Annotated in this window: 15 protein-coding genes; 10 read left to right on the top strand and 5 right to left on the bottom strand. The window is 72.2% G+C overall.

The annotated features are described in order from the left end of the window. Positions 1-169 precede the first annotated feature (169 nt). On the bottom strand, positions 170-1792 hold the full coding sequence (locus FE633_RS19365) for a DUF5691 domain-containing protein (RefSeq protein ID WP_138046436.1): 1623 nt from the start codon (positions 1790-1792) through the stop codon (positions 170-172). Between the two features lie 74 nt (positions 1793-1866). Then, positions 1867-3219 (bottom strand): SWIM zinc finger family protein, encoded by a 1353-nt coding sequence (locus tag FE633_RS19370; protein WP_138046437.1) that lies wholly within the window; start codon positions 3217-3219, stop codon positions 1867-1869. A gap of 144 nt (positions 3220-3363) precedes the next feature. Between FE633_RS19370 and FE633_RS19375 the strand changes: the two genes are divergently transcribed. From FE633_RS19375 to sucD, 7 genes are all read left to right on the top strand, one after another. Beyond that, positions 3364-4554 (top strand): ATP-binding protein, encoded by a 1191-nt coding sequence (locus FE633_RS19375; RefSeq protein WP_138046438.1) that lies wholly within the window; start codon positions 3364-3366, stop codon positions 4552-4554. Continuing rightward, complete coding sequence (locus FE633_RS19380; protein WP_246113711.1) at positions 4551-7016, top strand: DUF5682 family protein; 2466 nt, start codon at positions 4551-4553, stop codon at positions 7014-7016. Before FE633_RS19375 ends, FE633_RS19380 begins: the two co-directional genes overlap by 4 nt. 14 nt (positions 7017-7030) lie before the next feature. Further along, positions 7031-8236, top strand: coding sequence for a VWA domain-containing protein (locus FE633_RS19385; protein WP_138046538.1), 1206 nt, complete (start codon positions 7031-7033; stop codon positions 8234-8236). 257 nt (positions 8237-8493) lie between these two features. Then, the gene (locus FE633_RS19390; protein ID WP_171060027.1) at positions 8494-9519 is read left to right on the top strand and encodes a hypothetical protein; all 1026 of its coding nucleotides are present in this window, start codon (positions 8494-8496) and stop codon (positions 9517-9519) included. A 250-nt stretch (positions 9520-9769) separates the two neighbouring features. Beyond that, entirely contained in the window at positions 9770-11638 is a 1869-nt protein-coding gene (locus FE633_RS19395) for a hypothetical protein (RefSeq protein ID WP_138046440.1), read from the top strand. Between the two features lie 535 nt (positions 11639-12173). Continuing rightward, positions 12174-13352, top strand: coding sequence for an ADP-forming succinate--CoA ligase subunit beta (sucC, locus tag FE633_RS19400; protein ID WP_138046441.1), 1179 nt, complete (start codon positions 12174-12176; stop codon positions 13350-13352). A gap of 22 nt (positions 13353-13374) precedes the next feature. Further along, entirely contained in the window at positions 13375-14259 is an 885-nt protein-coding gene (sucD, locus tag FE633_RS19405) for a succinate--CoA ligase subunit alpha (protein ID WP_138046442.1), read from the top strand. 61 nt (positions 14260-14320) lie between these two features. Here the strand turns inward: sucD and FE633_RS19410 are convergent, their stop codons facing one another. Continuing rightward, positions 14321-15637 (bottom strand): helix-turn-helix domain-containing protein, encoded by a 1317-nt coding sequence (locus FE633_RS19410; protein ID WP_138046443.1) that lies wholly within the window; start codon positions 15635-15637, stop codon positions 14321-14323. Between the two features lie 69 nt (positions 15638-15706). On the opposite strand from FE633_RS19410, the gene FE633_RS19415 reads away from it, so the two are divergent. Next, positions 15707-17413, top strand: a complete 1707-nt coding sequence (locus FE633_RS19415) for a cell division protein PerM (protein WP_138046444.1) — start codon at positions 15707-15709, stop codon at positions 17411-17413. A gap of 53 nt (positions 17414-17466) precedes the next feature. Here FE633_RS19415 and FE633_RS19420 read toward each other — a convergent pair whose 3' ends face one another. Together FE633_RS19420 and FE633_RS19425 are read right to left on the bottom strand one after the other, a co-directional pair. Further along, complete coding sequence (locus tag FE633_RS19420; RefSeq protein WP_138046445.1) at positions 17467-18453, bottom strand: aldo/keto reductase; 987 nt, start codon at positions 18451-18453, stop codon at positions 17467-17469. A 306-nt stretch (positions 18454-18759) separates the two neighbouring features. After that, the gene (locus FE633_RS19425) at positions 18760-19734 is read right to left on the bottom strand and encodes a hypothetical protein (protein WP_171060028.1); all 975 of its coding nucleotides are present in this window, start codon (positions 19732-19734) and stop codon (positions 18760-18762) included. 422 nt (positions 19735-20156) lie between these two features. Between FE633_RS19425 and purN the strand changes: the two genes are divergently transcribed. Continuing rightward, on the top strand, positions 20157-20780 hold the full coding sequence (gene purN / locus FE633_RS19435) for a phosphoribosylglycinamide formyltransferase (RefSeq protein ID WP_138046447.1): 624 nt from the start codon (positions 20157-20159) through the stop codon (positions 20778-20780). Then, positions 20777-22339, top strand: a complete 1563-nt coding sequence (gene purH / locus FE633_RS19440) for a bifunctional phosphoribosylaminoimidazolecarboxamide formyltransferase/IMP cyclohydrolase (protein ID WP_138046448.1) — start codon at positions 20777-20779, stop codon at positions 22337-22339. Before purN ends, purH begins: the two co-directional genes overlap by 4 nt. The last annotated feature ends 56 nt before the right edge of the window (positions 22340-22395 follow it).

Genomic DNA, 22395 nt, shown 5'->3' on the forward strand with positions numbered 1-22395 from the left:
CGTCTTTCGGCTGCGGGTCGGCTGTGGCTGGTCGCGCAGTTCCCCGCGCCCCTAAAGGGCGCGCCCCACTCGCCCTCAATCACCCAGCGACCCCCTGAAGGGGGCACCCCCACGCTCGTCTCAGGAAACCCGTACCGACTCACCCACCCACCGACAGCGGAGCGCACCGTCACGGGTCCGACAGTTCGGACTGCATCGCCGCGCGCAAGCGCAGCGTGCTGACGAGGCGTTGGAAGGACTCCGCCCAGTAGCCCCCGGCACCGGGCGACGCGTTCTCGGGTTCGTCGGGGACGGCCGTGAGGGCCTCCAGGCGGACCGCCTCCGACGGATCGAGGCAGCGCTCGGCCAGCCCCATGACTCCGCTGAAACTCCACGGATAACTCCCCGCGTCCCGCGCGATATTGAGCGCGTCCACAACAGCCCGCCCCAGAGGCGGAGCCCACGGCACCGCGCACACCCCGAGCAACTGGAACGCCTCGGACAACCCGTGCACCGCGATGAACCCCGCCACCCACTCGGCCCGCTCCTCGCCCCCCAACGTGCCGAGCAACTTCGCCCGCTCGGCCAGCGACACCGCCCCCGGCCCCCCGGCCTCGGGCGCGGTGGGGGCACCCAGCAGTGCCCTGGACCAAGAAGGATCACGCTGCCGCACCGCCGCCCGGCACCACGCGGCATGCAGCTCATCCTGCCAGTCGTCCGCCACGGGCAGCGCCACGATCTCCTCGGGCGTACGCCCCCCGAACCGCCGCGACCAGGTCCCCAGCGGTGCCGCCTCCACCAACTGGCCCAGCCACCAGGACCGTTCACCCCGCCCCGCCGGAGCCTTGGCCACCACCCCGTCGCGCTCCATGCCCGCATCGCACTCGGGTGGGGCCTCGACCGCGATGGTCGGCGTGCCGCTCGTGTGGTCGACGGCAACGCAGGAGCCGGCCCGGTCCGCCATCCGCCCGGCAAGGGCCGACCCCGGCAGGGCGGACAGCAACTCCGCCGCCGTGGCCCGCACATTGCGGCTGCGGTCGGCCAACGCCTGTTCCAGGAACGGCTCGTCCGCCGCGCACAGCCCCGTCCGCAGCGAGTCGAGGAACATCAGCCGGTCCTCGGCCCGCTCCGTCGCCCACGTCGTGGCGAGCAGCTCACGCGCGGCCGCCGCGTCACGCGCCCGTATCGCCGCGAGGAGCGCCACCCGCTCGGCGAACAGCCCCTCCTGCCACAACTGCCCGATCCGTTCCCGTTCTCCGGCGCCGGGCAGCGCGGCCCCGCCACCCGGTGTCGAACGCAGCGCGAACCGCCAGTCAGCGTTCAGCCGCGCCAGCCACAGCGCACGCGGTCCCGCGAACGCCAGCGCCGCCGGCCGCAGATCCGTACGCCCCCGGGCGGCGTCCAGGAGCGCGGGCAGCGCTTCCGGGGGTGCCGCGAATCCGCGCCGGTTCGCCATCGTGAGCCACTGCGGCAGCAACTCCATGAGATCGGGCGTCGCCCCTCTGCGGCCGCCGCTTCCGGCGCCGGGCCGGTCGGTGAGCAGCATCGACAGCCTGCGTGCCGCCGCGGGCGGCAGCGTCGGCCGCGGGTCCTCCACCGCCGGCGCCAGTCGCGTCGCCGCCCGTCCTGGCCGCAACCCGGCCCGCCGGCGCACCGTCTGCACGGCTGCCGCGTCGAGCAGTGCCCCCGGCGCTTCCCGCCCGGGCGCCATCCCCGGAGGCGTCCGCCGCTCGGTCCCGAGCAGCGCCACGGTCACGAGCTCCTCCCAGGAGCTTCCGGTGGGCGCATCCGTGGGAGTGAGGGGCCGGTTCATGCGCGTCCCTTCCGTACGGAATCGATGTAGCTCGATGGTGGGGAGGGCGGGAGGAGAGAACGAGCGCTGGGGCGTCAGCACAGCGTCACCGCCTCCCCGGGGCCCTCCGGCCAGGCCGCGAGCGGAGTGAATCCGCGGTGTCCGCACTCTCCGAAGACCGTGACCGGAGTGCCTCCGGACAGGGAGACCAGGCGCCACAGCCCGGAGCGGGACTGGGCGGCAGTGGTGAGGGGGAGCGCCGAGTCGCCGTCCGCATCGGCGAGTTGCCAGGAATCGCCGTCCGGGGTCGGTATGACCCGGCCCAGAGTCACCGGGTGGGAATCCAGCCACGGGTCGTGTCGAAGGGCCTCGCCGTACAGGGCCGCCGCCCGCGCCACACTCACCCCGGGCGGCCGAAGCGCCACCGGTGCCGGAGGCGCGAACTGCTCGCCCAGCGCCGCCCGCAGTTGACCCTCGCCCGGATACGCGGACACCTCCGCGTCCAGGACCAGTCCCACGGGCAGCGCCAGTTCGGGTGCGCGGCCGGCGGCCCCGTACGACAGGAGCAGCACGCTGCGCCCCGACTCCGCCCCGTACAACCAGATGCGGCGCGTCGTGAGGCGGCTGTCCCCCGTGTCGTACTGGGCGAGGACCAGCCAGCGGTCGCGCACCGGCGGGCCGTCCGCCGGGCCGGACAGCCCGATCCGTGAACGGACCGTCGCGCCGAGTCCCTCCGGCAGCCGCTCACGGCGCAGCCAGCCCTGGTCGAGGAGATGGAGCAGGGCGCACTCCTCGAGCAGCCGCACCGGCCAGCCCGGACCGGAGGACGGGATCGCCCCCAACTCCCGCACCCGTGCGGCCAGCCCCGGCGCCTGGGCGTCGACCATCCGGGCAGCCGTCTCCTCCCACAGCCCGTACCCCGCCTGCTCGGCCGCCGCCAGACCACCGCGCAGCAGGTCGGTCAGCCGCTGCTCCAGCTCCGCCGCGCCCGCCGTGATCCGCTCGGCCCGCCGCTCCGCTCGGCGCCGCGCCGCCTCCGGATCACCCGTCGAAGCACCGGACGCCCCGCTCGTCGTCCGCTTCTCCTCCGCGCGCTTCCTTCTGCCCTCCATCCACTGCTCGGCCCAGTCCGGCGCCTGCCCCCGCGGCACCGTCCCGTCCTCGCCCGCCCAGAGCAGCAGCAGTCCCAACGCGTGCTTGCACGGGAACTTGCGGCTCGGGCAACTGCACTTGTACGCGGGCCCGGTCGAGTCCGCGATGTCGATGACCGTCTGATACGGCTTGCTGCCGCTTCCCCTGCACAGCCCCCACACCGTCCCCTCGTCAGAACTGCCCGCCTCCGACCACGGCCCCGCCGCGCCGAGTTTGCTTCCCGCTTTGCGTGACGCGGCGTCAGGCGCCAGTGCAAGCACCTGATCCGCAGTCCAGCGCACCCCCTGCTGAGTCATGCCATCGAAGGTAGATCCCACCACTGACAATCGACCGCCACGACCGCGTTTGCGCAGGTCAGAGCGCATTGTCAGTGGCGTGGTGCACGGTGGACACCAGATCCGAACCGGCCGACACCGGCCGAGCTGGAGGGGGACTTAGCCATGCCTGTTTCCGTTGACCAGACGTCCGTCGACCCGACCCGGAATCAGTCCGCGCCCGCGAACACGATCGCGAGCCCGGGTACGGCCGCGCAGGCGCACGCGGGAGAGAAGGACGAGGCGCTGCGGCCGCACGCCGAGGACGCGTTCGCCGCCGAGCTCGCGGCGCTGGCCACGCAGGACGACCGCCCGCGCCCGGCCCGCTGGCGGATGTCGCCGTGGGCCGTCGCGACCTATCTGCTCGGCGGCACACTGCCGGACGGCACAGTGATCACTCCGAAGTACGTGGGACCGCGCCGCATCGTCGAGGTCGCCGTCACCACGCTCGCGACCGACCGGGCGCTGCTCCTGCTCGGCGTGCCCGGCACGGCGAAGACATGGGTGTCCGAGCACCTGGCCGCGGCGGTCAGCGGTGACTCGACCCTGCTCGTGCAGGGCACGGCCGGCACGCCGGAGGAGGCGATCCGGTACGGCTGGAACTACGCGCAGTTGCTCGCGCACGGCCCGAGCCGCGACGCGCTGGTGCCGAGTCCGGTCATGCGCGCCATGTCGGAAGGGATGACGGCGCGCGTCGAGGAGCTGACCCGTATCCCCGCCGACGTACAGGACACGCTCATCACGATCCTGTCGGAAAAGACCCTGCCGATACCGGAACTGGGCCAGGAGGTGCAGGCCGTACGCGGCTTCAACCTCATCGCCACCGCGAACGACCGCGACCGCGGGGTCAACGACCTGTCCAGCGCCCTGCGCCGCCGCTTCAACACGGTGGTGCTGCCGCTGCCGGAGAGCGCCGACGCCGAGGTCGCCATCGTCTCGCGCCGGGTCGACCAGATGGGCCGCTCCCTCGACCTGCCGACCGCGCCGGACGGCATCGACGAGATCCGCCGGGTCGTCACCGTCTTCCGTGAGCTGCGCGACGGCGTCACCGCGGACGGACGTACGAAGCTGAAGTCACCCAGCGGCACGCTGTCGACCGCGGAGGCCATCTCCGTCGTCACCAACGGGCTCGCCCTGGCCGCCCACTTCGGGGACGGCGTCCTGCGCGCGAGTGACGTCGCCGCGGGCATTCTCGGCGCCGTCGTCCGCGATCCGGCGGCCGACCGCGTCATCTGGCAGGAGTACCTGGAGGCGGTCGTCCGCGAGCGCGACGGCTGGAAGGACTTCTACCGGGCCTGCCGCGAGGTGAGCGCATGAGCGGATTCCCGCCGGAGGCGGCAGCGCCGGAGCCGACTCACGTGGCGGACAGCCGCGGGACGCACAGCGGCGGGCCCCTGCTGCTCGGCGTGCGGCATCACGGGCCCGGTTCGGCGCGGGCCGTGCGAGCGGCGCTCCAGGCGGCGCGCCCTCGGGTGGTGCTCGTCGAAGGGCCGCCCGAGGCCGACGCGTTGATCGCGCTGGCCGCCGACGAGGACATGCGGCCACCCGTCGCGCTCCTCGCGCATGTGGTGGACCAGCCGGGGCGGTCGGCGTTCTGGCCGCTGGCCGAGTTCTCACCCGAGTGGGTAGCCATCCGCTGGGCTCTGGAGCACGACGTTCCGGCCCGCTTCATCGACCTTCCGGCCACGCACACATTGGCGTGGGGGAGGGAGGACGAGGCACCGGACGCGTCCGCCACACCGAGCGGACCGGAGGACGCGGCGGAAGCCCCCGGCGAGCCCTCGCCCGACGAAGCCCTCCGGATCGATCCCCTCGCCGTACTCGCCGAGACCGCCGGATACGACGACCCCGAGCGGTGGTGGGAGGACGTGATCGAGCACCGGGGGGTCCAGGACGGGGACACGTTCGGGCCGTTCGAGGTGCTCGGTGAGGCCATGGGGGCGTTGCGGGAGGCGTACGGGAGCGGGGGACATGACCGGGACCTCGTGCGGGAGGCGTATATGCGGCTCCAAGTGCGGGCAGCGCAGCGGGAGTTCGGTGACGACGTGGCCGTGGTGTGCGGGGCCTGGCATGTGCCCGCGTTGCGGAGAAAGGCGACCGTCGCGGCCGACCGTGCCCTGCTCAGAGGGCTGCCCAAGGCAAAGGTCGACATGACATGGGTGCCCTGGACGCACCGGCGGCTCTCACGGATCAGCGGTTACGGCGCGGGGATCGACTCGCCCGGCTGGTACGGGCACTTGTTCAGCGCCCCCGACCGCCCGATCGAGCGCTGGATGACGAAGGTGGCCGGGCTGCTGCGCGACGAGGACCGGATCATTTCGTCCGCGCACGTCATCGAGGCGGTACGGCTCGCCGACACGCTCGCCGCGATGCGTGGCCGACCGCTGCCGGGACTGACCGAGACCACCGACGCCGTACGGGCCGTGATGTGCGAGGGCTCGGACGTGCCGCTGACGCTGGTGCATGACCGGCTCGTCGTCGGCGATGTACTGGGCGAGGTTCCCGCGTCGGCGCCCGCGGTGCCGTTGCAGCGTGACCTCGCCCGGCTCCAGCGGCGGCTGAGGCTCAAACCCGAGGCGCCGGAGCGGGAGCTGGAGCTCGACCTGCGCAAGGAGAACGACGCCGAGCGCAGCAGGCTGCTGCACCGGCTGCGGCTCCTGGGCATCGAGTGGGGTGCGCCCGCCGAGTCGCGCGGGAGCACCGGTACGTTCCGGGAAACCTGGCGACTGTGCTGGGAACCGGAGTTGGCGGTGCGGGTCGCCGAGGCCGGGGTGTGGGGCACCACGGTGCTCGCCGCCGCGACCGCGAAGGCCGAGGCGGACGCCGTCGCCGCACGCGCCCTGGCCGATGTCACGGCCTTGGCCGAGCGCTGCCTGCTGGCCGAACTCCCGGATGCCCTCCCCGTGGTGATGCGGATCCTCGCCGACCGCGCGGCCCTCGACGCGGATGTGGGCCACCTCGCCCAGGCCCTGCCCGCCCTGGTCCGCTCGCTGCGCTACGGCGACGTACGCGGCACGGGGACGCATGCGCTGGCCGAGGTCGCCGCGGGGCTCGCCGAGCGTGTCTTCGTCGGCCTGCCCCCGGCATGCGCCGCCCTCGACGCGGAGGCGGCCGAGGAGATGCGGGGACATGTCGACGCGGTGCACGGGGCGGTGGGGTTGCTGGGAGAGGTCACCACGGCGGCCTTGCCGGCCGGCGAGGCCGACGGCGCGGGTGCCGCGGGGCCCCGCTCCGGCATACGCGCCCGTTGGCACACCGTGCTGCGTACGCTCGCCACGCGCGACACGATCCCCGGAGTCATTCGCGGGCGGGCCGTCCGACTGCTCCTGGACGACGGGGAGCTGGCGCAGGACGAGGCCGCGCGGCTCATGGGGCTGGTGCTCTCGCCGGGGACGGCGCCCGGGGACGCGGCGGCGTGGATCGAGGGGTTCGTCGGCGGGGGCTCCGGTGGCGGGATGCTGCTCGTGCACGACGAGCGGCTGCTCGGGCTGGTCGACGCGTGGCTGACGGGGGTACCGGCGGACGCGTTCACCGATGTGCTGCCGCTGCTGCGGCGCACGTTCTCGGTATACGAGCCCGGCGTGCGCCGCACCCTCGGCGAACTGGTGCGGCGCGGGCCGGGCGTGCGGGGGAGCGCCGCGCCCACCTCCGCCGCACCGGGCTTCGACCCCGAACTCGACACCGAGCGCGCGGACGCCGTCCTCCCGGTGCTGCACCTGTTGCTGGGCCTGGACGAGCGGACCGCCACCGTCGACAACGACCTTGTGGGGGTGTCCTGATGAGCACGAACCCGATGAGCACGGAAGTGACGGGCAGGGACGGTGCGACCGACGCGTCCGGCGCCTCCGACGAGCGACTTCGGCGCTGGCGGTTGGTGCTCGGTGGGGAGGAGGCGGACGGTACCGGGTGTGCGCTGGGTGGGCGTGACGCAGGGATGGACGGGGCACTGGGGGCGTTGTACGGGTCCGGGGGCGGCAAGGCTCGGGCGGGGAAGGAGCGGTCGGCGGGGCTGGGGGCTTCCGCGCCGTCCGTTGCCCGGTGGCTGGGGGACATACGGACGTACTTCCCGTCGTCCGTCGTCCAGGTCATGCAGCGGGACGCCATCGACCGGCTCGGGTTGTCCACGCTGTTGCTGGAGCCGGAGATGCTGGAGGCGGTGGAGGCCGACGTCCACCTGGTCGGCACGTTGCTGTCGCTGAACAAGGCGATGCCCGAGACGACCAAGGAGACGGCACGGGCTGTCGTACGCAAGGTGGTCGAGGACCTGGAGAAGCGGCTCGCGACCCGCACACGGGCCACGCTCACCGGAGCCCTCGACCGCAGCGCGCGCATCAGCCGGCCGCGCCACCACGACATCGACTGGAACCGCACGATCTCGGCCAACCTCAAGCACTACCTGCCCGAGTACCGGACGATCGTTCCGGAGCGGCTCATCGGCTACGGCCGCGCGTCCCAGTCGGTGAAGAAGGAGGTCATCCTCTGCATAGACCAGTCGGGCTCGATGGCGGCGTCCGTCGTCTACGCGTCGGTCTTCGGGGCCGTACTGGCCTCGATGCGCTCCATCAGCACGCGGCTCGTCGTCTTCGACACGGCCGTCGTCGACCTCACCGACCAGCTCGACGACCCGGTCGACGTCCTCTTCGGCACCCAGCTCGGCGGTGGCACGGACATCAACAGGGCGCTCGCGTACTGCCAGTCGCAGATCACCCGCCCCGCCGACACCGTGGTCGTCCTCATCAGCGACCTCTACGAGGGAGGCATACGGAACGAGATGCTGAAGCGGGTCGCGGCGATGAAGGCGTCCGGGGTGCAGTTCGTGACGCTGCTCGCGCTGTCCGACGAGGGGGCGCCCGCATACGACCGTGAGCATGCGGCAGCGCTCGCGGCGCTGGACGCACCGGCGTTCGCCTGTACGCCCGACCTCTTCCCGGAGGTGATGGCAGCGGCGATCGAGAAGCGCCCGCTTCCCATACCGGACTCGGGGAGCCCGGGCCAGTAAAAGGGGGGGAATGAGGGGGTCGTCCATGCAAAACCGGACATGACTACCCAACGGTAACAGGGGACTTGCGCAACCTCGGGAGTCCCGTGGAGGATCGTCGCGTCTTCAACGGTGCGCTGTGTTCCGCCATCGTTCTGCCTCGTCCCGCCGCACGGGAGGCTCACCCCGCTTTGACCCTGTCAGCCGCACTGCCCGGTGCCGCTTTGCGCGTGACGCGTAAGGCGGCTGGGCGGCGTGCGCTTCAAGTGGGGTTGCTCTTGGGCGGCTTGTTCGTGCTGGGGCTGCTGTGCGGGGAGCGGGCGTACGCGGCGGACGGTGTCACACCCGATGTGAGGCCGGCGGAGGTGGTCCGGTCCGTGCAGGGTTCGGCCCAGCGTGCGGTGACTCGTTCGGCCGGAAAGGTCACGCGGGACGTGGAGGACGCGGAGAAGGCGAAGAGCGTCCACGGCGCCGAAGGCGCGGAATCGGCGGTGTCGAACCCGAGGGCCACCGGACTCAACGGCCCGGGCGATGCCCTGCCCGAACTCGCGCCCGAACTCGCGCCCGCGCCCGAGTCCCAGTCAGAGTCCGGTGCTGAGGCGCCGTCACCCCCCAGCGCCGTTGACGCTGTCGACTCCAAGAGCTCCGTGGGCTCGGTCGGCTCCGTGGATCCCGAGGGTTTCGTCCACGAGGCGACCGCCTCGGTGACCGGCGGAGTCCAGCGCGTCGTACGCCCGGCCACCGAGCGGGTCGTACGGCCCATTGGTGACGTGGTGGATCAGGCCGCGGGTGGGTTTGCCGAGCCGCCCGCGTCGTCGTGGTGGCCGCCCGAGTCCGAACTCCCCGCCTTTCCCCGCTTTCCGTACCTGCCGGGGCTGCCCGCTCTGCCCGCTTTCCCGGGCCAGGCACTGCCGGTCGGTTCGACGCCGCAGCAGCCCGGTGGGCTGGCGGAGGAGCACGCGCAGACCGGGCTCGACGCCGGGGAGAAGCCCGGCAACGAGAGCATGGGCGCGTACGGGCCGCAGTTCACCGGCGGCCACACGGCGCCGGATGCCGACGTGCGCGACAACGACGAGCGCGCGCGGGGCGCGCAGGCGCCCGTGCGACCGGCGCCCAACGGTGACTCCAAGGGTGCGTTGAGGCATGGTTCCGCGACCGACAACGGTTCGTCGCGGCACGGCGATGCGCAGGCCGTCACGTACAAGGACCTGGCACAGCCGAGGCTCGTGCCCGGTACCGCCGCGGCAGTGACCGTGGCCGAGACCCGGGACAGGCACCGGGACATTCCCGTATTCCCCGGCTAGGACAGCCCTTCCCCCGCTGACCTGCCGCGCGGGGGCGGAACAGGTCTGCCCGTCGTCCGGACGTCCCTCAGACCTCCGGACGCAAGCCAACGGGATCTGGCCGGAGCCGTTGCCGTCACACCGGTCCCCACTCCCCGGACCGGTACGAATCGGCACCGCATCCGACACCGGAAGCCCCCACTCCCGAAGTCCTGAAGTCCCGAAGTCCCGAACTCCGAAGCCTCGGTATCCCGAAGGATCTGACGCACGTATGCACAAGAACATTCGCCGTTCCATTGTCATAGCCGCCGGTGTCACCGGTGCGTGGGCGCTCGGCTCCGCCGTCGCCAGCGCTGACGAACTGCCCAACTCGAACGCCTCCGTACCCGATGCCTCCCTGTCCGTGGACGACGCGGCCGGCACGGTCGACGCCGTCCAGGGGGACGTCTCCACCGTCACGGACACGGTCGCCGACGTCACGGGTGGCACGACCGCCAAGGCGCGGAACACCGCCACCGGTGCGACCGCCAAGGCCGAGTCGACCGTCGCCGCGACGACGCAGACGGCCGACCGGGCCCGCCAGTACGTCGAGGGTGAGGTGCCCACTCACCAGGTCGCGCGGGCGCGGACCGCCGCGCAGACCGCTCCGTCCTCGGTAGCCGCGGCCGCCCAGGAGGCCAAGTCCAAGGTCGATGCCGAGTCCAAGGGCAAGGCCCAGGCCCAGGCCGCGGCCCGGGCAGGGGCGACGGGCGCGGTGTCCGACGCCGGCAGCCCTCAGGACGAGGTCGACTACCTCTTCGGTCCGCTGTCGGCGTTCGCTCCGGAGCTGGAGCAGGCGCTCGCCGCGGCGGAGACGAAGCTCACGGCCTCCCAGCGCGCCGCGGCGGGCGTACCGTCCGGTGCCCAGGCCAAGGTCCAGCAGACGGTCGCCACCGCCCGGCAGACCGCGAACGGCGCCCCCGCCCAGGCGCGGGCCACCGCCGCCGGCGTCGCGGACGAGCTCCCGGGCAGGGTCGCCGGGGCCAAGGGCCGAGCCCACGACACCGTCACCGCCGCTCACAGCCAGGCGCAGACGACCGTCGCCACCGCTCACGGCCGGGCACAGACGACCATCGCCACCGCTCAAGGCCAGGCCTGGACGACTGTCAGCGCCGCTCACGGCCAGGCGCGGGCCACCGCCGCCGGCATCCCCTCCACCGTCCAGTCCACCGTCCAGGGCATCCAGGGGACCGCCGCTCCGGTCGTCGACGAGACCGCCGTCTCCGTGCTGCCGCCCGTCGCCCGAAATGCCGTCCACGGCGTCGTGCCCGTCGCCGATCAGTCCGTCCAGGGCGCCGTGCCCGTCGCGGATCACGCCGCGGGTACCGCGACCGCGCTGGGCTACGGAGTCGCGGGCGACGTACAGGCGTACGCCGGCGGTGTCGTCTCCGAGACCGCCCCCTACGCGCACGGCGTCGTCGGCGACGTGGCTCCCTACGCGACCGGAGTCGTGGGTCAGCTCACCGACGAGACCGCCGCGTCCGTGCTGCCGCCCGTCGCCGGCACCGCTGTGGACGGCGTGCTGCCGGTCGCCGGGCAGGCCGTGGGCGACGCGGGCACGCTCGCGGACGGTGTCGTCGGCGACGTGCGGCCCTTCGCGGGCGGAGTGGCCGCCGAGGTTCCGCCGCTCGCTCACGGAGTGGCCGGGCAGGTCGCCCCCTTCGCGCAGGGGGCCGTCGGGCAGGTGCCGCCGTTCGCCGAGGGTGTCGTGGGCCAGGTGCAGCCGGTGGCGGCGGACGTCGTCGGCCAGGTGCAGCCGGTCGTGGAGGCCGTCGTCGGCTATGCCCAGCCCGTCGCGCAGGGCGTCGGTGGCAGTGCCACGACGTCGGCGTACGGCGTCGCGGGCGATGTGCGGCCCTTCGCGTACGGCGTGGCCGGCGAGGTCTCCCCGTTCGCGGGCGGGGTCTCCGACCAGGTCACGCCGTTCGCGGGTGGGGTCGCCGGGCAGGTCGCGCCCTTCGCGCAGGACCTGACCGGGACCGTCGGGACGGCCGGCGGCCCGTTGGCCGGCAACGCGGCGGGCGGTGTCCAGGGCGTCGCCGAGTCCGTCACCCCGAGCTACCTGGCGGGCCACCTGTCGGGTTCCACGTACGGCGTCTGACGGCGTCTGAGGGCATCCGACGACGTCTGCCGCCGTCTGCGTCCGCCGCCGTCTGATGTCGACTGACTGACCGCCGCACGCGCCGCCCGCCGGCGCGGCCCTCGGCCGCCCCTGCAGCCGGCCCGTACGGCGACCGACCGACCCCGCAGGGCCCAGGATCCGGACAACCGAAAGCCATCGGTCCGTCCGGCCGAAACCTGCGGAAAGGGCCGGAGGGTCCTCATTGGGGTGGGGACCGTCCGCCCTGCACCCCCGAGGGGCTTTTCGCGCGCTCCTCGAGGGTTGTCCAAGGGGCCTCACCAGGCAAACCCCAGCCTGGTGAGGCCCTGACCTGACGAAATCTGTGACCGTAATCACCGCTCAGGTGTGATCTGCGATTTACGACCCTGCCGCGAGCGGAGATAACCTGCGAGACGGACATGCCGCGTGCCGGCCACCGTGCCCACGCCCTCCTTGTGACCGCGCAGTCACGTTGCCCTCGCGGCACGCCCACGCAGACAACGAACCGCGAGATACCTGATAGGGACGGACGCGCGTGGACCTGTTCGAGTACCAGGCGAGGGACCTCTTCGCCAAGCACGGTGTACCGGTGCTGGCCGGTGAAGTCATCGACACGCCTGAGGGGGCGCGCGCGGCGACCGAGCGTCTTGGCGGCAAGTCCGTCGTCAAGGCCCAGGTCAAGGTGGGTGGCCGCGGCAAGGCCGGCGGCGTGAAGCTGGCTTCCAGCCCGGACGAGGCCGTCGCCCGAGCGACGGACATCCTCGGCATGGACATCAAGGGCCACACGGTCCACAAGGTGATGATCGCCGAGACGGCTCCGGAGATCCTCGAGGAGTACTACGTCTCGTACCTCCTCGACCGTACGAACCGCACCTTCCTCGCCATGGCGTCCGTACAGGGCGGCATGGACATCGAGGAGGTCGCCGAGAAGACCCCCGAGGCCCTCGCGAAGGTCCCGGTCGACTCCAACGAGGGTGTGTCGATCGAGAAGGCCCGCGAGATCGTCGCCCAGGCGAAGTTCCCGGCCGAGGTCGCCGAGAAGGTCGCCGAGGTGCTGGTGACCCTGTGGAAGACCTTCGTCGCCGAGGACGCGCTCCTCGTCGAGGTCAACCCGCTCGCCAAGGTCGCCTCCGGCGACATCCTGGCCCTCGACGGCAAGGTGTCCCTGGACGCCAACGCCGACTTCCGCCAGCCGGAGCACGAGGCTCTGGAGGACAAGGAAGCGGCCGACCCGCTCGAAGCCGCCGCCAAGGTCAAGAACCTCAACTACGTCAAGCTCGACGGCGAGGTCGGCATCATCGGCAACGGCGCGGGTCTCGTCATGAGCACCCTCGACGTCGTCGCGTACGCCGGTGAGGCGCACGGCGGCGTCAAGCCCGCCAACTTCCTCGACATCGGTGGCGGCGCCTCGGCGCAGGTCATGGCGGACGGCCTGGAGATCATCCTGGGCGACCCGGCCGTCAAGTCGGTCTTCGTCAACGTCTTCGGCGGCATCACCGCCTGTGACGAGGTCGCCAACGGCATCGTCCAGGCGCTGCAGCTGCTCGCCGACAAGGGCGAGGAAGTCACCAAGCCCCTGGTCGTCCGCCTCGACGGCAACAACGCGGACCTGGGTCGCAAGATCCTGTCGGACGCCAACCACCCGCTCGTGCAGCGCGTGGACACCATGGACGGCGCGGCCGACAAGGCCGCCGAGCTGGCCGCGGCCAAGTAAGGGACGAGGGAAAACCACAGCCATGGCTATCTTCCTCAACAAGGACAGCAAGGTCATTGTCCAGGGCATGACCGGCGCCACAGGCATGAAGCACACCAAGCTCATGCTGGCCGACGGCACGAACATCGTCGGTGGTGTGAACCCGCGCAAGGCGGGCACCTCCGTCGAGATCGACGGCAACGAGATCCCCGTCTTCGGCACGGTCGCCGAGGCCATGGAGAAGACGGGCGCCAACGTCTCCGTCCTCTTCGTGCCGCCGGCCTTCGCCAAGGCCGCCGTCGTCGAGGCCATCGACGCCGAGATCCCGCTCGCGGTCGTCATCACCGAGGGCATCGCCGTCCACGACTCCGCCGCCTTCTGGGCGTACGCGAAGTCGAAGGGCAACAAGACGCGGATCATCGGCCCGAACTGCCCGGGTCTGATCACCCCCGGCCAGTCGAACGCCGGCATCATCCCGGGCGACATCACGAAGCCGGGCCGCATCGGCCTGGTCTCGAAGTCCGGCACGCTGACCTACCAGATGATGTACGAGCTCCGTGACATCGGCTTCTCCTCGGCCGTCGGCATCGGTGGCGACCCCGTCATCGGTACGACGCACATCGACGCGCTCGCCGCGTTCGAGGCCGACCCCGACACCGACCTGATCGTCATGATCGGTGAGATCGGCGGCGACGCCGAGGAGCGTGCGGCCGACTTCATCAAGGCCAACGTGACGAAGCCGGTCGTCGGCTACGTCGCCGGCTTCACCGCGCCCGAGGGCAAGACGATGGGCCACGCCGGCGCCATCGTCTCCGGTTCCTCCGGCACGGCCGCGGCGAAGAAGGAGGCCCTCGAGGCCGCCGGTGTCAAGGTCGGCAAGACGCCGACCGAGACGGCGAAGCTGGCGCGGGCGCTGCTCGCGGGCTGACGTTCCCTCAGCTGAAAGTCAGGTGGGCCCACCCCTTGCCGGGGTGGGCCCACCTTGCGTTTCAGCGAGCTTCCGGGGTCAGTCTCCCGGGGCCGCTCATGCTTTGTGCCTTGAGCTTCTTGCGTAGCTCCACCTGGTGTGGCGAGAGCGGGCCCGGAGCCGCGGGTGGGGGTACGCCGTGCACGGACTGGACCGGGGACATCGGAGGCTCGTAGTGGTCCTGTGCCGTGAGGAGCGTGAGCCCCGTCGAGCCGATGAGCACGGCCGTGAGGGCGATGGCCGCGCGGGTCCAGAGGCCGGCGCGGTGCTCGCTGTCCGCGCGTACGACGCCGGGTTTCGTGGTGACCCGCAGCCGCTCCCCGCCAGCGAGTTGGTTGAGCCGTTGCCGCAGCGCGTGCGGATCCGCCAGCTCCGGGAAGTGGCCGGTGAGGGCCTCGCGCGCGTGCAGCAGCCGGTTCGCCGCCGCGCGTGTGGTCGCCTCCGTCTCGGCCGCGGTCTCCGGCAGGCCGACGCCGAGGCCGTCGTGGAGGAGCAGCGTGCGCCGGTACGGGGCCGGCAGACGCAGCAGTACGGAGAGCAGGTGGCGGTCGGCCGGGGTGGCGGGCGGCGGCTGCGGGTGCCGGTACCGGAGTCGTAGCCGGTGCTGGGGCGCCGTCGCGTACTCGTACGCCGCCGCCCGCGCCCATCCCGCCGGGTCCGGGTCTGCCGCCACCTCGGGCCAGCGCTGCCAGGCCAGTTGGAACGCCCGCTCCACGGACTCGCACGCCAGATCGCGGCGACCGGTGAGGAGATACGCCTGCCGTACGAGGGTGGGGGCGCAGAACGTGTAGAGCGCGTCGAAGGCTTGAGTGGGCGTCAGGGTGGGTTCGGGGTCGGGTTGAGGGGCGGGGTCCGGGTTGGGGCTTGGGATGTGGTTGCGGTTGGGCTTCGACTTGGACTTGGCCTTGGACCTGGCTTGGGGCTTGGGGATGGGGTTGCTGTTGCGGTCGGGCTTGGGCTTGGGGCTGGACTTGGCCTTGGGGTTCGGGGGGTTGGGGTTCGGGGGGTTGGGGCGTTCGAGGGTGTCCGTGGCCGACCCGCTCTCTGCCTTTGCTCTCGTCCCGGCCGGGGCTGCGGCCGAGGACGGGGTCGAGGACGGGGACGCGGACGCGGTGGTGTCCCCCCGCAGCAGCTTTGTGTACGCCACTCTCTCGCGCGCCCGCGGTGTGGCTCGGCCGGTTTCCCAGGACCGTACTGTCTTGCGGGTCACGCCCAGCCTGGCGGCGACCTGACCCCGGCTCAGGGAGCTTGCCCTGCGCAGGCGACGACGGTCCTTGGGGGGCGGCAGCGAGTCGGCAGCACTCTGCGTCACTGTGCACTCCTCCGTACGTAAAGTCATATGACCGTATATTGAGCGACACGTCCCAAGTTCGCCTGTTGCGCCGGGAAAGCAGGTGTCGTTGGGAGCATGGCGGTCGTGACCCATATGACCGACCGCAGACGGACGTTGCCGCCCCAGCTCAGCCAGTTGCGCGACCGGTCACCCCGACTGGCCGTCGGCCTCATGGAGGGCGTGGTCGCGGCGGGGATCGGGCTCGGCTCGTTCGCCATGCTGGGCATGCTCCTGTGGATCAGCTCGCCCTACCCCGACAGTGGTCCCGGCGGTGCGCTCCATGTCGCCGCGGCGCTGTGGCTGCTCGCGCACGGCGCGGAACTCCTCCGCACCGACACGCTCTCCGGCGTTCCCGCACCCGTCGGTGTGACTCCTCTGCTCCTGTTCGCGCTGCCGGCGTGGCTGCTCCATCGGGCGGCGCGCGACGCGGCGGAGTGGGATGTGGCGGGCGGGGGCGCGGTGGGCGGGGGCGCGGTGGCAAGAGGCCGGGAAGAGAGCGTTGTGTCCGCCGTCCGTGGCGCGTGGGGCGGCGTGGTGGCGGGCTACGTGACGGTCTGTGCGGCGGCCGCCGGGTACGCCTCGGGCGGGGAGTTGCGCCCATCGTGGTGGACGGTCGCCGTATGGCCTCCGCTGCTCGCCGTGGTCGCCGCGGGGGCCGGCGTGTGGACGGCGTACGGGTGCCCGCGCGAGCCCTTGCCGCCACTCGTGCGCCGTGTCCTCGACGCTCTCCCCGCCGGCGTACGCCGTCTTGCCGCCAACGGAGTTCTCGCGGCGGTCGTGCGCGCCGCGGGGGCCGGGGCGGCGGTGCTCGTCGGAGGCGGGGCCGTGCTGGTGGGGGTGTCGCTGGGGTGGCACGGCGGGGCGGTGCGTGAATCGTTCCCGCAGCTCACCGAGGGGTGGTCGGGGAGGTTCGCCGTACTGTTCCTGGCTCTGGCGCTGCTGCCGAACGCGGCCGTGTGGGGCGCGGCGTACGCGCTCGGACCGGGCTTCGTCCTCGGCACCGGTCACGCGACGGGACCGCTGTTGTCGTCCCCCGAGCCCATGCTGCCGCCCTTTCCGCTGCTGGCGGCGGTACCGGGGGCGGGGCCGGGCACGCCGTTGAACTGGGCGGCGGGGGTGGTGCCGCTGGCCGCTGGGGTGGTGGTGGCGTGGTTTGCCGTGACGGCGGCCACGGTGGCCACCCGGGCGACGGCGGCGACCCCGGCGACGGTGGCGACCTCGGCGACGGTGGCGACCTCGGCGACGGTGGCACCCGCACGCGTGGATGCCTGGTCGCTCTTGAGGACAGCCGGGACCGTGGTGCTCGCGGCCGGCCTGTGCGGGCTCGGCTTCTCGGCCCTCGCCGCACTGGCCGGTGGGCCCCTCGGGGTGGCCGCGCTGGCGGCCTTCGGCCCCGTCTGGTGGCAGACGGGGCCTGCGGCGGCGGGCTGGGTCGCGGGGGTGGGGGTGCCGGTGGCGGTCGGGCTACGGGCCTGGCGTGTGCGTGAGCCAGGCGGATGGAAGCGCTGGGTCGGGCGGTGCCGGACGTGCTTGCCCTCACCCAAGTCCTGCTTCTCGTGGCTACGGTCGGCCTCGCCCAAGGCCTGGTTCTCCTGGGTACGGTTGCCCTCGCCCAAAGCCCGGTTCTCGTGGGTACGGCTGCCCCGTCGGCGTCAGCGCCGGGAGCCTCCGTCCACCGTGCCCGACGGGTCCGGATTCGAGCCGTACGACTTCCTGCCCTCTGACTCCTTCAACTCCGCCGAGGACGCCGACCCCCCGGAGCCCCCGAAAAAATCTGCCTGACGGCTGCCTGGCCGGCTGCCTGACGGCGCCTCAAGTCGCTGTGCCGCCTCCGTTCAGTGGGCGGTGTCCAGCTTCTCCCGCTGTTCCGGCGTCAGTTCCAGGTCCAGGGCCTCCAGGTTCTCGTTCAGCTGGCTCAGCGAGGAGCAGCCGACCAGGGGGATGGACGGGACGTCGGCGTCGATCAGCCAGGAGAGGACGACCTGGTTGACGGTGGCGCCGGTCTCTTGGGCCACCGAGTGGAGCGCGGTCAGGCGGGTCGGAGTGCCCGCGTGGTCGAAGGCCGGGTCGAGGGGTTTGTCCTCGCGGACGTAACTTCCCTTCAGCAGCGGGGTGTAGGCCACGAGCGTGAGGGACGGCTCGGCGCGCAGATAGCTGAGCAGGTCGCCGCCGGTCACGCCCTGGTCGCCGTCCGGCGAGAGCTGGCCCGGCAGGTCCGCGCGCCTGCGCAGATAGCTGTGCTGGTACTGGAGGACCTCGTAACCCGGCAGACCGGCAGCGGCGGCGAGGCTGCGGGCCCGCTCGAGGCGCCACGTCCAGTGGTTGCTCGCGCCGAGGAGACCGACGGTGCCTTCGGCGACGAGTTCCGCGAAGCCCTCCACGGTCTCCTGCAGGGGGACGTTCGGGTCCTCGATGTGGGCGTACAGGAGATCCAGTTTCGATACGCCGAGGCGCTCCCGGCTGCCTTCCGCCGCCGCGCGGATGGCTTTGGCGGACAGGCCCTCCGGGTTGTCGATGTAGCCGGTGCCGGGGGCGAGGGGGCGTGCGCCCAGTTTCGTCGCGATGACGATCTCGTCGCCGATGCCGCGGCTGCGGCGCCAGCGGCCGAGCAGGGCTTCGCTTTCGCCGCCCTGGGTGCCGTTGATCCAGAACGCGTAGTTGTCGGAGGTGTCGATGAAGGTGCCGCCCGCCTCGACGAAGCGGTCGAGGATGGCGAACGACGTCTCCTCGTCGGTGACAGTGCCGAACAGCATCGCGCCGAGGCTGAGAACGCTCACCTCGCGGCGGGTCTTCGGGTCCGAACCGATCGTGCGGTAGCGCATACGGATGTCCTCCCGTTCCGGCCCGCCAAGTGGCGGGGGCTGAGCGCGACTATGGAAGTTGAAGCGCTCTCCAAGTCAATGACGTCGCTGCCGCCGGCCTCCGGCCTGCTGCTGGGTGGGTGAGGGCGCGCCCCTTTAGGGGCGCGGGGAACTGCGCGACCGGCCACGGACGGCCCGCAGCCGAAATACGAACCGGGGGGCCTGGGGGCGCAGCCCTCAGCCCCAGGGGCGCGGGGAACTGCGCGACCAGCCACAACGCACCCGCAGCCGAGGCAACGACCGATGCTGGACCCCGCGGCGGAGCCGTCAGCGCGTGCCCAGCAGGTTTCGCAGCTCCTCCGGCAGGAGATGGTCGCAGGATTCCTTCGCCGTGTTCGTGAGGGCGTCGTTCACGCACGTGTAGTAGTCGCGGTAGACGAGCTGAGCGGTGAACGTGGCCGCGACCATGATGAGGGCGAGTGACGCCGTGACCAGGCCGCTGATCGCCGCCGTGGTCTGGGGCCTGGCGCCGGAGGCGGGCGCCGGGGTGTCCGGGTCCGGTGTGCGGGGCTTGGCGCGCAGGGCACTGCTGCCCCAGTACAGGGCCAGCGCGCCGAGCAGCAGCGCCACGTACGGCCAGCTGAAGAGCGCGAAGAAGAACGCCCACATGCCGGAGAGCAGCGCGTACCGCGCACGGCGCTGGGCCGGGTCCGCCGGGTCCCAGCGCAGACCCGCACCGGGGCCGCCGCCGGGTCCTTCCGGACCGCCCTGCCCGCCGGGTCCGCCCGGCCCGCCCGAGGAGCCGGGCCGGTCACCGAAGCCGCCGCCCTGCGCGGGTCCCGGCTGCCGGTCGCTCCACTGGCTGCCCCACGGGGAGGGGTCGCCGTCACCCTGCCCGTCGTCCGACCCCTGCCCGTTCGCGGGCCGTCGCGGCTGCCACGGCCGGTCGGGCGTGCCCTCCGGAGGTGGGGCGAAGGGGTTGTCGTCCGCGGGGGCGCCGGGAGGCTGCGGCGACGAGGCACCGTCCTCGGGCCCGGAGCCGCCGCTCTCGGGTGCCGAACTCTCACCCTCGCGCGGTGGCGTGGCCGACGAGGAAGGCTGCCGCTCACGCAGCACCAGCCCTTCCCGTACGCCGCCCTGCCCGGATACGGACCCGGCAGGGTGGCCGGACGCGAAGGACGGGAGGAACGTCGGGACGTGGGACGGGTCGAGCGCACGCCGCCCCACTCCTCCCGCGGCCCCCGAGGGGCCGGAGGCGGTGGAGGGGAGGAGTCGGAGGAGTCGGAGGCTGCGGTCCGGCATCAGGTGTGCGTCTTCCCCTTGGTGGATCGGTCTGGGTGGATCGGTCTGAGTGGATCGGGTCTCGGTGGGTCGGGTCTGGTGGGCGAGCCTCGCCTGCGCGGGCTCGATGGATCTGGCTGGCAGGATCAAATCGGTGGAGCCGGCCGGTGGAGCGGGCCGTGGTACGGGCGGACGTCGTGTCCGAGTTTCGTCCCCGTCCCTGGTCAACGTCCCATGTGCGGAAGGCGTTCCCCTGCGCGAAGTGAGTTCCCCGGGCGGATCCTCTCCAGACGCTACCTTCCAGCCAAGCCCCCGTCCCGTGAGGGCCGCCCTGTGTGCCGGTATCGTTGCTGACGGTCGGCCGCTTCGTAGACTTCCCCGTATCAGGGGGCGCGAAGCATTCGTACGACCCTACAAACGCTCTCCCGAGAAAGGGCCCCGCTGTGGCCAAGCGCCTCGTCGTGCTGGTCTCCGGATCAGGTACGAACTTGCAGGCTCTCCTCGATGCGATCGCCATGCGCGGGACGGCCGTCTACGGGGCTGAGATCGTCGCGGTCGGCGCGGACCGCACGGGCATCGAGGGCCTGGCGCGCGCCGAGCGCGCGGGTGTGCCCACCTTCGTATGCCGCGTGAAGGACTACGCGAGCCGGGACGAGTGGGACACGGCGCTGACCGAGGCCACGGCGGCGTACGAGCCGGATCTCGTCATCTCGGCCGGGTTCATGAAGATCGTGGGCAAGGAGTTCCTGGCCCGCTTCGGCGGCCGGTTCGTCAACACCCACCCCGCGCTGCTGCCCAGCTTCCCGGGTGCGCACGGCGTTCGTGACGCCCTCGCGCACGGAGTGAAGGTCACCGGGTGCACCGTCCACTTCGTCGACGACGGCGTCGACACCGGCCCGATCATCGCCCAGGGCGTGGTCGAGGTCCGGGACGAGGACTACGAGGACGAGGGGGGCGCTCTGCATGAGCGCATCAAGGAAGTCGAGCGAAGGCTGCTCGTCGAGGTCGTGGGGCGGCTCGCCCGCAACGGCTATCGCATTGAGGGACGAAAGGTAGTTATCCCGTGACCGCCGAAGGTACGCAGCGCCCGATCAGGCGCGCGCTCATCAGCGTCTACGACAAGACCGGGCTCGAAGACCTCGCCCGCGGACTGCATGAGGCCGGCGTTGAGCTCGTCTCCACCGGCTCCACCGCCGCGAAGATCGCCGCGGCCGGCGTCCCGGTCACCAAGGTCGAGGAGCTCACCGGCTTCCCCGAGTGCCTGGACGGCCGGGTCAAGACCCTGCACCCGAAGGTGCACGCCGGCATCCTCGCGGACCTGCGACTCGACGACCACCGGCAGCAGCTCGACGAGCTGGGCGTGGAGCCCTTCCAGCTCGTCGTCGTGAACCTCTACCCCTTCCGCGAGACCGTCGCCTCGGGCGCGTCCCCGGACGAGTGCGTCGAGCAGATCGACATCGGTGGTCCCTCGATGGTCCGCGCCGCCGCCAAGAACCACCCGTCGGTCGCGGTCGTCACCAGCCCCGCCCGGTACGCCGACGTCCTGGCCGCGGCCAAGGGCGGCGGCTTCGACCTGGCGACGCGCAAGCGGCTCGCCGCCGAGGCCTTCCAGCACACGGCCGCGTACGACGTCGCCGTCGCCTCCTGGTTCGCGAGCCAGTACGCACCCCTCGACGACTCGAACTTCCCCGATTTCATCGGTGCCACCTTCGAGCGCCGCAGCACCCTGCGTTACGGCGAGAACCCGCATCAGGGTGCGGCGCTGTACGTCGACGGCACAGGCGGCCTCGCGGACGCCGAGCAGCTGCACGGCAAGGAGATGTCGTACAACAACTACACGGACACGGACGCCGCGCGCCGTGCCGCGTACGACCACGACGAGCCCTGCGTCGCGATCATCAAGCACGCCAACCCCTGCGGTATCGCGATCGGCGCGGACGTCGCCGAGGCGCACCGCAAGGCGCACGCCTGCGACCCGCTGTCGGCGTTCGGCGGCGTGATCGCGGTCAACCGCCCGGTCTCGAAGGAGATGGCCGAGCAGGTCGCCGAGATCTTCACCGAGGTCATCGTCGCGCCCGGCTACGAGGACGGCGCCCTCGAAGCCCTCACCAAGAAGAAGAACATCCGCGTACTCCGCGCAGCCCAGGGGCCGACGGCCGACGTCGAGGTCAAGCAGATCGACGGCGGCCGTCTCCTCCAGGTCGCCGACCGCCTCCAGGCCGACGGCGACAACCCCGCGTCCTGGACCCTCGCCACGGGTGAGGCGCTGTCGCCTGCCGAACTGGACGACCTGGCCTTCGCCTGGAAGGCCTGCCGCGCGGTCAAGTCCAACGCCATCCTCCTCGCCAAGGACGGCGCCTCGGTCGGCGTGGGAATGGGGCAGGTCAACCGTGTGGACTCCTGCAAGCTGGCCATTGAGCGGGCCGGCGCCGAGCGGGCCCGTGGTGCGTTCGCCGCGTCGGACGCGTTCTTCCCGTTCCCGGACAACATCGACGTCCTGAGCGCCGCCGGCGTGAAGGCCATCGTTCAGCCCGGCGGTTCGGTCCGCGACGAACTGGTCGTCGAGGCCGCGGAGAAGGCGGGTATCACGATGTATTTCACGGGGACGCGGCACTTCTTCCACTGAGGTCCGCTGAGTCGCTACTGGGGTTCCATCGGGATTCCACCGGGGTCGCCCGGCCG

Source organism: Streptomyces montanus (assembly GCF_005786655.1).
GTDB lineage: Bacteria > Actinomycetota > Actinomycetes > Streptomycetales > Streptomycetaceae > Streptomyces > Streptomyces sporangiiformans.